12 protein-coding genes are annotated in these 11,670 nt (G+C 67.8%); 6 read left to right on the top strand and 6 right to left on the bottom strand.

Annotated features, from left to right (window positions below):
- The first annotated feature begins 1 nt into the window (after nt 1).
- Nucleotides 2-250 carry an acyl carrier protein gene (locus LQZ85_RS08015; protein ID WP_017202249.1) on the top strand — a complete coding sequence of 83 codons (249 nt, stop codon included), beginning with the start codon at nt 2-4 and terminating at the stop codon, nt 248-250.
- Nucleotides 251-340: 90 nt separating this feature from the next.
- Nucleotides 341-1,579 carry a beta-ketoacyl-[acyl-carrier-protein] synthase family protein gene (locus LQZ85_RS08010; RefSeq protein WP_230100748.1) on the top strand — a complete coding sequence of 413 codons (1,239 nt, stop codon included), beginning with the start codon at nt 341-343 and terminating at the stop codon, nt 1,577-1,579.
- Between the two features lie 65 nt (nt 1,580-1,644).
- Here LQZ85_RS08010 and LQZ85_RS08005 read toward each other — a convergent pair whose 3' ends face one another.
- Complete coding sequence (locus tag LQZ85_RS08005; protein WP_072591365.1) at nt 1,645-2,301, bottom strand: hypothetical protein; 657 nt, start codon at nt 2,299-2,301, stop codon at nt 1,645-1,647.
- 95 nt (nt 2,302-2,396) lie between these two features.
- On the opposite strand from LQZ85_RS08005, the gene LQZ85_RS08000 reads away from it, so the two are divergent.
- Nucleotides 2,397-3,800, top strand: a complete 1,404-nt coding sequence (locus LQZ85_RS08000) for a PLP-dependent aminotransferase family protein (RefSeq protein ID WP_056278867.1) — start codon at nt 2,397-2,399, stop codon at nt 3,798-3,800.
- A 139-nt stretch (nt 3,801-3,939) separates the two neighbouring features.
- Here the strand turns inward: LQZ85_RS08000 and LQZ85_RS07995 are convergent, their stop codons facing one another.
- Together LQZ85_RS07995 and LQZ85_RS07990 are read right to left on the bottom strand one after the other, a co-directional pair.
- The gene (locus LQZ85_RS07995; protein WP_053096393.1) at nt 3,940-4,443 is read right to left on the bottom strand and encodes a DUF3145 domain-containing protein; all 504 of its coding nucleotides are present in this window, start codon (nt 4,441-4,443) and stop codon (nt 3,940-3,942) included.
- A gap of 188 nt (nt 4,444-4,631) precedes the next feature.
- Complete coding sequence (locus tag LQZ85_RS07990) at nt 4,632-5,405, bottom strand: hypothetical protein (RefSeq protein ID WP_053096395.1); 774 nt, start codon at nt 5,403-5,405, stop codon at nt 4,632-4,634.
- Between the two features lie 176 nt (nt 5,406-5,581).
- On the opposite strand from LQZ85_RS07990, the gene LQZ85_RS07985 reads away from it, so the two are divergent.
- Genes LQZ85_RS07985 through LQZ85_RS07975 form a run of 3 tightly spaced genes read left to right on the top strand, consistent with a single transcriptional unit; the run spans nt 5,582 to nt 9,169 of the window.
- Nucleotides 5,582-7,585, top strand: coding sequence for a DUF262 domain-containing protein (locus LQZ85_RS07985; protein WP_056278868.1), 2,004 nt, complete (start codon nt 5,582-5,584; stop codon nt 7,583-7,585).
- A 1-nt stretch (nt 7,586) separates the two neighbouring features.
- Nucleotides 7,587-8,834, top strand: coding sequence for an alpha/beta fold hydrolase (locus LQZ85_RS07980; RefSeq protein WP_056278869.1), 1,248 nt, complete (start codon nt 7,587-7,589; stop codon nt 8,832-8,834).
- Nucleotides 8,835-8,887: 53 nt separating this feature from the next.
- Nucleotides 8,888-9,169, top strand: a complete 282-nt coding sequence (locus tag LQZ85_RS07975; RefSeq protein WP_056278870.1) for a hypothetical protein — start codon at nt 8,888-8,890, stop codon at nt 9,167-9,169.
- Between the two features lie 96 nt (nt 9,170-9,265).
- Here LQZ85_RS07975 and LQZ85_RS07970 read toward each other — a convergent pair whose 3' ends face one another.
- The 3 genes from LQZ85_RS07970 to glgA form a co-directional block, all read right to left on the bottom strand.
- A complete protein-coding gene (locus LQZ85_RS07970; protein ID WP_042537536.1) occupies nt 9,266-9,523 on the bottom strand; it encodes a type B 50S ribosomal protein L31 in 258 nt (85 codons plus the stop codon).
- 91 nt (nt 9,524-9,614) lie between these two features.
- The gene (locus LQZ85_RS07965; protein WP_053096402.1) at nt 9,615-10,400 is read right to left on the bottom strand and encodes an ABC transporter ATP-binding protein; all 786 of its coding nucleotides are present in this window, start codon (nt 10,398-10,400) and stop codon (nt 9,615-9,617) included.
- 17 nt (nt 10,401-10,417) lie between these two features.
- Nucleotides 10,418-11,602 (bottom strand): glycogen synthase, encoded by a 1,185-nt coding sequence (gene glgA, locus LQZ85_RS07960; protein ID WP_056278871.1) that lies wholly within the window; start codon nt 11,600-11,602, stop codon nt 10,418-10,420.
- Between the last annotated feature and the right edge of the window lie 68 nt (nt 11,603-11,670).

The raw sequence follows: 11,670 nt of genomic DNA, 5'->3' as shown, positions 1-11,670 counted from the left end.
CATGGCTTTCACCAACGATGAGGTCCTCGCTGGCCTCGCAGAGCTGATCACCGACGAGACCGGCATCAACGCCTCCGAGGTCGCCCTCGAGAAGTCGTTCACCGACGACCTCGACATCGACTCGATCTCGATGATGACGATCGTCGTCAACGCCGAGGAGAAGTTCGGCGTCACCATCCCCGACGACGAGGTCAAGAACCTCAAGACCGTCGGCGACGCCGTCAACTTCATCGTCGCAGGCCAGGAGTAATCCACGCAGGATGCCACCCCCGCGTCTGCGGGGCGTGGCATCCTCCGCCTTGCCCGCCCTCTGCTCGACCCGCCTGACAAGGAACCACACATGACCAAGCGCATCGTCGTCACCGGCATCGGCGCCACGTCCGCCATCGGCGGGACAGCTCCCGAGAACTGGACGAACCTGCTCGCAGGCCAGTCCGGCACCCGCACTCTCGAGCACGACTGGGTGCAGCAGTACGAACTCCCCGTGACCTTCGCCGCTGAGGCGATCGTCCGCCCCGAAGAGGTCCTTCCCCGCCACGAGGCGAAGCGTCTCGACCCGTCGTCGCAGTTCGCGCTCATCGCGGCGCGCGAGGCATGGGCGGATGCCGGCTCGCCCGAGGTCGCACCCGAGCGCCTCGGTGTCGACTTCGCCACCGGCATCGGCGGCCTCTGGACCCTCCTCGACGCCTGGGACACCCTGCGCGAGAAGGGACCGCGCCGGGTGATGCCCCTGACCGTTCCGATGCTGATGCCGAACGCCGCTGCCGGCAACCTGTCGCTGCAGTTCCAGGCTCGCGCCTACGCGCAGACCGTCGTGAGTGCCTGCGCATCGAGCACCGAGTCGATCATCCACGCCTTCCACCACCTGCAGGACGGTCTCGCCGACGTCGTGATCGCGGGTGGCACCGAATCCGCCATCCACCCGATCACGATGGCGTCCTTCGCCTCGGCTCAGGCCCTGTCGCGGCGCAATGACGACCCGGCGACCGCCTCGCGCCCCGGCGCGATCGACCGTGACGGCTTCGTGATGGGAGAGGGCGCTGCGGCGCTGATCCTCGAGACCGAGGAGTACGCCCGGGCGCGCGGCGCCAAGATCTACGGCTACGTGCTCGGCGGTGGCGTCACGGCAGACGCCTACCACATCACGGGCAATGACCCCGAGGGCACCGGTGCCGCCCGCGCCGTCACCCAGGCTCTCGACGAGGCCGGCATCAGCGCCGACCAGGTGGCCCACATCAACGCCCACGCGACGTCGACCCCGGTCGGCGACCCCAACGAGTACGTCGCACTCAAGAAGGTCTTCGGCGACCGGATCGATGAGATCCCCGTGTCGGCCACGAAGGCGTCGACGGGGCACCTGCTCGGCGGCACCGGAGCCCTCGAGGCGATCTTCTCGCTGCTCGCCCTGCGGGACCGCGTCGCTCCGCCGACCATCAACATGACCGAGCCCGACCCGGCTGTGCCGTTCAAGCTCTCAGGTGAACCGCAGCCCCTCGGCGACGGTCAGCTCTACGCGATCAGCAACTCGTTCGGCTTCGGCGGGCACAACGCCGTCGCCGTGTTCGCAAGCGCCGACTGACTGAGGTGGAAGAGAGAACGGCCCCCGGGTGATCCCGGGGGCCGTTGTCGTCGACAGCGGTGGGACTACGCGCGGGCGAGCTGTCGTGAGCGAGCCGCCCGCACCCTCGTCGTCCAGGGCAGGAACCACCCGATCAGCGGCCCCACTCCGAACGCGAAGAGCACGGTTCCCACGCCCACAGGTCCGCCGAGCAGGAACCCGATCAGCAGCACGCTGCCCTCGATCAGAGTGCGGACGAGCCAGACCGGCCAGCCCGTTCGCCCGACGAGACCCGTCATGAGGCCGTCGCGCGGGCCGGGACCGAAGTCCGCGGCGATGTAGAGCCCGGTGGCGAACGCGAGGAGCAGCAGCCCCGCCACGAACATCGGGGCACCCACCCACACCGACGGGGGCACGGGGAGGAGGAAGAGTGCGAGATCTGCACTCGGTCCGACGAGCAGTGCATTGAGCAGCGTGCCGAGACCGACGCGCTGCCGCAGGGGGATCCACAGGAGCAGCACCAGCACGGAGACGAGCACCGTCACCACCCCGTAGCCGATGCCTGCGTTGCCGGCGATGCCGAGAGCGAGGACATCCCAGGGCGCGACGCCGATGCCTCCGCGCACCATCAGACCAAGTGCCACACCGTAGAGGAACAGCCCGACGAGCAACTGGACGATGCGCTCGACGACGTCACGACGACTGGTGGCTGCGATGGGGAGGAAGACGGAACGGAGCTGCATCCCTCCATCGTGCACCCGCCGCGGATGCGCGCCAGACGTCCACTCGACGAGAAGTGGCCTGCTTTCCTCAGGCCACTTTGCGGCATGCTGGACAGATGACCTCACGACTCGTCCAGCAGCTCGGCGCACAGAACGTCGCCGGCGGTACAGCCAAGGCCCTGGCCGAACAGATCCGTGCGCTGATCCTCGACGGTCGACTGACGGTGGGCGAGCGTCTGCCGTCCGAGCGAGCGCTCGCCCTCGAGCTGCGACGGTCCCGCTCCACCACGACCCGCGTGTACGGGCTCCTCGAGGTCGACGGCTACGTCTCGCGTCGGCACGGAGGCAGCACACGTGTCACACTTCCGCACACCGCAGCACGTGTCGGTCCTGTGGCTGACGCCTCGGCGATCGATCTGTCGATCGCCTCGATGGATTCGACGCCGGGGCTGTACGACGCGACGGTACGATCGCTCCCCCGTCTGGCCGCGCTGCGCGGCACGAGCGGATACTCGCTGCAGGGCCTCCCTGAACTGCGTGACGCAGTCGCCGAGCGCTTCACGCAGCGGGGGCTCCCGACGGATGCCGACGAGATCATGATCACGTCCGGCGCCCTCCACGCGTTCAACCTGGTGCTCGCGACGATCGGCCGACGCGGAGAGCGTGCACTCGTCGAGCAGCCGACCTTCCCGCACGCTCTCGAGGCGCTCCACCGCCATGGCTACCGACTGGTGCCGACTCCGGTGGATGTCACCGGGTGGGATGAGCGCCACATCGCCGACACGCTTCTTCGCAGTCGCCCCCACCTGGCGTATCTGATCCCCGACTTCCACAATCCCACCGGCGCGACGCTGCCCGACACGGCCCGGTCACGCATAGCGGCGACGGCGCAGAGCGTCGGGACGCATCTCGTCGTCGACGAGACGACCGCGGAGCTCGACATCGATCGAGGCTGGACTCCACGTCCTCTCGCGGCGTTCGGCCCGCGCGTCATCACCGTCGGCTCGATGTCGAAGATCGCCTGGGGCGGCATGCGCATCGGCTGGATCCGTGCCGACCGCGCGATGATCACCCGCCTGCTCGCCGTCCGCCCCTCGTTCGAGCTCGGCACAGCGCTGCTCGAGCAGTGCATCGCCGTCGAGCTGCTGCGCGAGATGCCCGCTCTCACCGCGCACGTCGCGTCACGCCTGCACGCGGGTCGGGATGCCGTGGCGGAGGGACTCGAATCGATCGAGAGCCTCTCGATGCCTCAGACGAACGGCGGACTGTCCGCCTGGCTCGATCTCGGCGCGCCCGTCTCGACGGAGTTGTCGCTGGCCGCACGTGATCACGGGCTGATCCTCCCGCCCGGACCTCGCTTCTCCACGGGTGGCGTGCTCGAGCGGCGCCTGCGCATCCCGATCACGCTGCCCCCGGAGCGCACCGCCGAGGCGATGCAGCGACTGCGGCTCGCGTGGGACGACGTGATGTCCGGCGGAACCACCGCCCGCACCGACATGGCCCGGTCAGCCGTCATCTGACGGACGAGGACCCCGTCCCTGTTGTCCAGGGGCGGGGTCCTCGTCATGTATGGAAAGGGAATTCGCCTTCTCAGCGTCCGGGATCGCTCACCGGCATCCGATACTCGCGCCTTCCCCTTCCAGGTCTGTGGGCGGCTACCTAGCCGACCTTGTGCAGCCACACGACACGCGCGTCATCGCTCGCGTGGCGGAACGGCTCCAGCTCCTCGTCCCAGGCCGAGCCGAGTGCGATGTCGAGTTCACGCTGCAGCTCGGTCGCGCTCCCGGCCGCGATCTCCATCGCGTAGCGGATGCGGTCCTCGCCGATGACGATGTTTCCGGCCGCGTCCGTCTGGGCGTAGTGGATCCCGAGGTCGGGAGTGTGCAGCCAGCGCCCTCCGTCACTGCGAGGAGTCGGATCCTCGGTCACCTCGAAGCGGAGATGCTCCCAGCCGCGGATCGCGGTCGCGAGAGCAGCGCCCGTGCCGACCGGACCATCCCAGTAGAACTCGGCGCGGCGTGCGCCGTCGAGCACGGGCTGGTCGCTCCAGTCGAAGTTCACCGCACGACCGATAGCGCGTCCTACCGCCCATTCCAGGTGCGGGCAGAGCGCGCGAGGTGCAGAGTGGATGAACACCACTCCGCGTGCGTAAGCCGTCGCCATGATCTCTCCGTTTCATCAGGTGCGTCTTCCCCAACGACCTGAAACACCGAGAACTGGCGTGAATATGCGGTTATGGGGCTATTCTCGCCCAGACCAGGCGAAATCACAAGCATGTGATTCCACGAAGAAGGCCCCGGTCACGAGGACCGGGGCCTTCGGACCGTCGCCGGTCCTGATTCGGATGAGGCTCAGGCCTCGCTCATGGCCTGCTTGACCTGCTGCCCCTTGGCGGCGTAGTACGCGGCACGGGCGGCGTCACGGCGAGCCTGCTCGGCGTACCCGGCCTCGAGGACCTCCTGCGGGACCTCGACGTTCGGCACGTCCTGGGTGCCGTGGTACTTCTCGATGTAGGCGTCGAGCTCAGGGCCGGACGTCCACGACGTGATGAGGCAGTAGCGGGGCTCGGTGCCCACGTGCGTCGCGGCGTGCCACAGACGCTGCGTGTCGACGATGAGCTGTGCACCGGCGGGCAGGGCGATGCGGTACTCGATGCTCGGGTCCGTGCGGTTCTCGCGCAGGACGAAGAAGCTGTCCTTGTCGTCGCTGAGGTTGAAGAATCCGCGCACGACCCATCCGGTGCCGTCGGGGTTCAGACGGTTGTTGTCGTCCTGGTGGAGGTTGTACAGGCACTCGCCGTACGGGGTCGGCTGCAGCTCGATGACGCGGCAGCGACCGACGTTCGCGCCGGGCTCCTGTGCACGACGCGTGAGGTTCGGAGCCTTCGCCGTCTGCGAGTCGATCCAGACGCCGTCCTTGTCGGTGCGCGGCGGCTTGTGGTTCCAGAAGCCGTTGCACTCGATCTCGCCCTTGGCGCTGGCGAGCGGCGCGAAGCGGGTGTCGCCCGACGACTTCCAGTCGTTGTACTCGATGTCGAGCCACTCCTTGGGGTCGAGCTCCTGGTCGTAGCTGTCGAGCACGACGAAGCCCTTGTCTTCGAGCGCCTTCGATTTGATGTATCCCATGATCTAGGTCATGTCCCTTCATCGGGGGCCAGCACGTTTTAACAGGCCCTGATAAGGCAAGCCTAACAGGGCACCTCTGGAGCGCCGCCGAGGGCCGCCGTGAATAAGCGAATAGACTGAATCGGGCGCCTGGCGACTCCTCGGCGCCGGGCGTTACGGGAGGACGAGACACCAGCATGAGCACTGCGACCAACGTCGAGGCGACAGCTGTCAACACGATCGAGTGGCTCGCAGAGGACTCCACGACCATCGTCGTGCCGGTGTACCAGCGCCAGTACCGGTGGGACATCGGCGGGTGCGAGCAGCTTCTCTCGGACGTCCGTGCGGTCGCCCGCGAGGACTCATCCCACCGCCACTTCATCGGGTCGATCCTGTCGGCTTCCGACGACAGCGATGCCGACACCGACCTCGTCCTGATCGACGGGCAGCAGCGCATCACCACGCTGATGCTGCTGGTCGCGGCCCTTCGGCATGCGGTCCAGGACTCCGACCCCCGGCTCGCCGCCGATCTCGACCGCGTGCTCGTGCGCCCCGACGACCCCACCCGCACGAAGCTGCGTCCGCACGACGCGTGGGCCGAGCTCTACGAATCCGTGGTGCTCGAACGCGACGGTCACGCCGACCGCGAGTCGCGGTTCGATGACAACTACGCGTTCTTCCGCAGCCAGGTGCACGCCGATGAAGCCCCGCTCATCTGGGCGGGCCTGCAGAAGCTCGAGCACGTGTCGATCACGCTCGGTGCCGACGCGAACGCCCAGCAGATCTTCGCAAGCCTGAACTCGACGGGCGAGCCGCTGCGCGACCACGAGCTCATCCACAACTACATGCTCATGGGCCTGACCCACACGGAGCAGCTCGACGTCGAGGAGCGGTTCTGGCTTCCGATCGAACGGCACACCGGAGAGGCGATCGGAGCCTTCTGGCGGCACTATCTGGTGATGACGACGGGACGGGAGGTCGCCGCCAACGGCGAGCACGGCGTCTACAGCGCGTTCCGGCAGTCGTTCCCTCGCGTCGACCTGGACCATCTGCAGGCGGATGCCGAGGTCTGGCGCCACTACGCCGAGATCTACGGCATCCTGCTCGATCCTTCGCGCGAGCAGGACCCGGAGATCGCCCGGCAATTGCGCTACGTCAACACCTTCGGCCGGGCGTCCTACCCTCTCGTCCTCAGCGTCTACAGCGAGCACGCCCGAGGTCTGATCGAGCGGGATGAGCTCGTCGAGACTCTCGAGTGGATCCAGGCGATGTACCTGCGGCGGACGCTCGTCAATCTTCCGAACGAGCGCCTGGTCGCCCGTCTCTGCCGCGCACGTGCGCATGGGCGCGACGCCCTGGCTCGCGCCTTCGCCCGCATCACCCCGTCTGACGAACGGGTGAGTGCGGTGGTGAAGTACAGCGAGCTCGCGCACCCGGCATACGTGCTGGGCCGCATCGAGGGAGTCGACGACCCGATCGACTTCGATGTCGAGCACATCGTGCCCACGGTGCCCAGCGACAGCTGGTCCGGCGACGGCGTGCGCCAGTGGATCGAGTACTCGGACGACGAACGCAACGCGCATCGTGCTCTCGCACCCACGCTCGGCAACCTCACGCTTCTCGAGCAGCGTCTTTCGGAGCGGGTCTTCGGAGAGTCCTATTCCGTCAAGCGCGACTCCGCGTACGCCCGCAGCACGATCGCCGAGACGAAGGCGCTCGCGGCCACCGACACCTGGGGCACCGCGGCCATCTCGCAGCGCACGATCCGCCTGACCGCCGACCTGCTGCGGATCTGGGCCCGCCCCGCACTGCCGGAGATCGATGACGACGGCCTCACTCCCATCCTCGATGCCGTCCGCCGCCGTGGGTGGCCCGCCGGGTGGGAACGCGAGTTCGAGTACGTCGAATACCGCGGAGAGCGCTGGGAGGTCTTCGACGTCAAGCACCTCTTCAACCGCGTCTTCCGCCGCGCCTGGACCGACACCCGCGCGGCCGCCGTGTCGTACTGCGCCGCTCACGGCGGTCCGATCTACGACACCATGGCCTGGAAGGGTCAGTGGGACCAGCTGGACGAGACGCACCACCTCTACATGGGGTGGGATTCGAACTACATGATGAACGCAGTGCAGGGCGTGCTCCACGAGGCCGACATCGCCTCGGAGGTCTTCGTCAAGTACTCCTACATCGGGAATGTGATGTGACATGACCACCACCATCCACCGCCTCTTCGACCTCACGATCGAGGAGCACACGCTGACCGTGCCGCTCGTCTGGGGCGACGCCGCAGACACCCGCACGATCGACATCTTCGCCCGCGTCGTCACCCGCGAGGGAGGCGAGCGACTCCCCTTCCTCGTCTACCTGCAGGGCGGCCCCGGTCACGAAGCGCCGCGACCCTTCCACGCCTCATCCTCCCCCGCCTGGCTCGACGAGGCCCTCGCGCACTACCGCGTCGTGATGCTCGACCAGCGCGGCACCGGCCTGTCCACGCCCGTGGGCGACGGCGACCTCGCACGAGGCTCCGAGGCAGTGGCCGAGTACCTGACCCATCTCCGCGCGGACTCGATCGTCCGGGACTGCGAGGCGATGCGCGAGCACCTCAGCGCTGAGACGTGGAGCGTGCTCGGCCAGTCGTTCGGCGGGTTCACGACCTTGGCCTATCTGTCCACTGATGCGGACTCGCTGGCGGACGTCTTCATCACGGGCGGCCTGAGCACCGTCGATCGTCATCCTGACGAGGTGTACGCGCTCTGCTATGACAAGATGCGCGCGGCCTCCGAGCAGTACTACCGGCGATTCCCGCAGCATCGCGACGTCATGCGGGGTCTGGTCGACCGGGCAGCGGCCGGCGACATCGTGCTCCCCGACGGCGAGGTGGTCTCGCCGTCTCGACTGCGCTCTGTGGGTTCGGCGCTCGGCACGAACGAGGGCTGGCAGACCCTGTGGTCGCTCCTGGAGCGAGATGCCGCATCGAACGCGTTCCGCCACGACCTCATGCACGCGCTGCCCTACAGCGGGCGCAACCCGCTCTACTTCGTCTTCCACGAGTCGAGCTACGCCAGCGGACACGCGACCCGCTGGTCCGCCGAGCGGGCGGAGCCCCAGGACTTCCGGGACGACGTCACGCTGTTCACCGGAGAGCACATCCGCCGCGACTGGACCGAGACCGTGCCGGCCTTCCGGCCGTGGCGCGATGTGACGCTCGCGCTCGCCGAGTTCGAGTGGCCGCGCATCTACGACGAGGTCGCGATCGCCACCTCGGGTGCGACGGGCGCGGCCGCCGTGTACGTGAACGACGTCTACGTGCCGCTGGAGTACTCCCTCGAGACCGCGCGCCTGCTGCCGGGCGTGAAGCTCTGGGTGACGAGCGAACACGAGCACAACGGCCTGCGGTCGGGTCCCGTGCTGACGCATCTCATCGATCTCGCCCAGGGCCGACGCATCCGCTGAGGATCCTCCTGCAGACGGATGCCGATCGGAGCCGTCCCGCCTAGCCTGGAGTCATGGCCGACATTCTCGGGACCCTGCTGACGATCGCGATCCTCCTCGTCGCCGCGACCGCGGTCGTGGTGGTGATCGTGGCGGTCTACTCCCGTACTCCGCTCGAGAAGAAGTACGAGAGCGCGGGCGGCGGCCTGGGCGGATCGTTCGACGCGGTGTGGATGCCGTCGGCGCACGAAGCCGGTGCCGAGCGAGACCGTCAGACTCAGCGCACCGCCCCCGCACCGGCCCCTGGCGACCCGCTGGGCCGCATCGACGGAGAGCGCATCGTCATCGACGTCTGACGACTCGCGCGCGATCCGACCGCAGAAGACGAACCCACTGCAGACGACGAAGGCCCCGTGTTCCGAGGAACACGGGGCCTTCGATCGCGGGGGTCGTTACTTGGACGATCCGCCGAAGCCCTTGAAGCGCTGGTTGAACTTCTCGACGCGACCGGCCGAGTCCATGATGCGCTGCTTGCCCGTGTAGAACGGGTGCGATGCCGAGGAGATCTCGACGTCGATCACCGGGTACTCGACGCCGTCGAGCTCGATGGTCTTGTCGCTCGAGACAGTCGAACGGGTGAGGAACGTCTCGCCCGAGCCGAGGTCGCGGAACACGACAGCCTTGTACACGGGGTGAATGTCAGTCTTCATGGGATTCCTTAGTTGCTGCCCTGGATTGTGCCAGGGACGAGGGAAGTCTGCGGTGCAGAGAGCACCAAGGATCGATTCTATCAGATGCGCATCAGGATGCCGCGCGGGCCGCATATCGACCCTCTTCGCTGCTGAGGACGATCGGCATGCCGAACGTCTCGGTCAGAGCCTCGGCCGTCAGAGTCTCGGCGACGGGCCCGGCGGCGACGATGCGCCCCTCGCGCATCAGCAGCACATGAGTGAATCCGACCGGGATCTCCTCGACGTGGTGCGTGACCATCAGCATCGCCGGCGTCGTCGGCGACGACGCATAGCCGCTCAGGAGTGCAAGGAGCTCCTCGCGAGAGCCGAGGTCGAGAGACGCGGTCGGCTCGTCGAGCAGCAGCAGCTCGGGATCGGTCATCACGGCGCGGGCGATCTGCACGCGCTTCTGCTCGCCGTCGCTCAGCGTTCCGAAGGTCCGGTCGGCGAGGTGGTCGAGTCGCCAATCGCCGAGGACGCGCAGCGCACGACGCTCGTCGATGTCCTCATAGCTCTCGTTCCATCGCCCGAGCACGGAGTATGCCGCTGTGAGCACCGTGTTCAGAACCGTCTCTTCGCGCGGCACGCGCTTCGCCATCGCGGAGGACGCGAAGCCGATGCGCGGGCGCAGCTCGAACACATCCGTGCGTCCGAGGGTCTCTCCCAGCACCGTGACGGTTCCGGACGTCGGGTGCATCAGCGTGTCAGCCAGCTGGAGCAGCGTCGTCTTGCCTGCGCCGTTGGGTCCGAGGATCACCCACCGCTGATCATCGTCGACCTGCCAGGTCACGTGATCGATGATGTTGCGCCCCTCGCGGCGCACGACGACGTCGGTGAATTCCAGAGCGCTCGACATGCCTCCAGCCTATCGGCTCAGGCGGTCAGCTCCGCGTACAGCGCCCGCGTGGTGTCGGCGATCGCGCCCCAGCTGAACTCGTCGCGAGCCCGCTCCCGGCCAGCCGCGCCGTAGGCACGGGCTCGCTCGGGATCGGACGTCACCTCGGTGAGCACGTCAGCGAGGTCGGCGACGTAGCGCTCCGGATCGACCGGCGTCCCCGTGCCGTCCTGGAGCTGCTCGATCGGCACCAGGCGGCCGGTGACCCCGTCGTCGACGACTTCGGGGATGCCGCCGGTCGCCGTGCCGACGACGGCAGCGCCGCAGGCCATGGCCTCGAGGTTCACGATTCCCAGCGGCTCGTAGACGGACGGGCACACGAATGTCGTCGCCGCGGTGAGGATGGCCGACAGCTCGTCGCGCGGCAGCATCCGATCGATCCAGACGACGCCCTCGCGGGTCTGCTGGAGAAGCCGCACGCCCTCCTGCACCTCCGCCATGATCTCGGGGGTGTCCGGCGCGCCGGCGCAGAGGATGAGCTGGACCTCCGGGGGCAGCAGACGAGCGGCCTGAAGGAGGTACGGCAGGCCCTTCTGCCGGGTGATCCGGCCGACGAACACGACGGACGGCCTGGTCGGATCCATACCGACCGACTCGAGGAACGCCGGGTTCTGCACCGGCCGCCAGCGATCCACGTCGATGCCGTTGTGGATCACGCGCACCCGGGTCGGGTCGACCGACGGGTAGCTCCGCAGGATGTCCTCGCGCATGCCGGCGCTGACCGCGATCACCGCCGCCGCGTTCTCGTACGCGAGCTTCTCGATTCCGCTCGACACCGCGTATCCCCCGCCCAGCTGCTCGGCCTTCCACGGGCGCAGCGGTTCCAGGCTGTGCGCGGTGAGGACGTGCGGGATGCCGTGAAGCTGCGAGGCGATGTGCCCGGCGAAGTTCGCGTACCAGGTGTGACTGTGCACGAGATCGGCGTCCGAGATCGCCGCGACGATCTCGAGGTCCGTCCCGAGCGTCTGCAGCGCGGGGTTCGCGGAGGCCAGTCCCGAGGGTGTCCGATAGGCGAAAGTGCTCGCCTCGTCACGAGGAGCTCCGAAGGCCCTGACCTGTACATCGATATTCTGCCGCAGGGCCGTGACGAGCTCGGCGACGTGCACACCGGCACCTCCGTAGATCTCCGGCGGGTATTCCTTCGTGATCATCTCGACGCGCATGTCTAGACGGTAGTGACTCAGTTGTCCAGATGCTAGTTAGCCGAGCCGAATCGCATCTATGGTTGGTG

The organism is Microbacterium sp. Bi98 (assembly GCF_918698045.1).
Taxonomy (GTDB): Bacteria; Actinomycetota; Actinomycetes; order Actinomycetales; family Microbacteriaceae; genus Microbacterium.
This window is presented reverse-complemented; position numbering and strand designations above follow the sequence as displayed.

Excerpts from the sequence above, each read along its gene's own strand:
- LQZ85_RS08015 (WP_017202249.1), top strand. The coding sequence starts at position 2 with ATGGCTTTCACCAACGATGAGGTCCTCGCTGGCCTCGCAGAGCTGATC.
- LQZ85_RS08010 (WP_230100748.1), top strand. The coding sequence starts at position 341 with ATGACCAAGCGCATCGTCGTCACCGGCATCGGCGCCACGTCCGCCATC.
- LQZ85_RS08005 (WP_072591365.1), bottom strand. The coding sequence starts at position 2,301 with ATGCAGCTCCGTTCCGTCTTCCTCCCCATCGCAGCCACCAGTCGTCGT.
- LQZ85_RS08000 (WP_056278867.1), top strand. The coding sequence starts at position 2,397 with ATGACCTCACGACTCGTCCAGCAGCTCGGCGCACAGAACGTCGCCGGC.
- LQZ85_RS07995 (WP_053096393.1), bottom strand. The coding sequence starts at position 4,443 with ATGGCGACGGCTTACGCACGCGGAGTGGTGTTCATCCACTCTGCACCT.
- LQZ85_RS07990 (WP_053096395.1), bottom strand. The coding sequence starts at position 5,405 with ATGGGATACATCAAATCGAAGGCGCTCGAAGACAAGGGCTTCGTCGTG.
- LQZ85_RS07985 (WP_056278868.1), top strand. The coding sequence starts at position 5,582 with ATGAGCACTGCGACCAACGTCGAGGCGACAGCTGTCAACACGATCGAG.
- LQZ85_RS07980 (WP_056278869.1), top strand. The coding sequence starts at position 7,587 with ATGACCACCACCATCCACCGCCTCTTCGACCTCACGATCGAGGAGCAC.
- LQZ85_RS07975 (WP_056278870.1), top strand. The coding sequence starts at position 8,888 with ATGGCCGACATTCTCGGGACCCTGCTGACGATCGCGATCCTCCTCGTC.
- LQZ85_RS07970 (WP_042537536.1), bottom strand. The coding sequence starts at position 9,523 with ATGAAGACTGACATTCACCCCGTGTACAAGGCTGTCGTGTTCCGCGAC.
- LQZ85_RS07965 (WP_053096402.1), bottom strand. The coding sequence starts at position 10,400 with ATGTCGAGCGCTCTGGAATTCACCGACGTCGTCGTGCGCCGCGAGGGG.
- glgA (WP_056278871.1), bottom strand. The coding sequence starts at position 11,602 with ATGCGCGTCGAGATGATCACGAAGGAATACCCGCCGGAGATCTACGGA.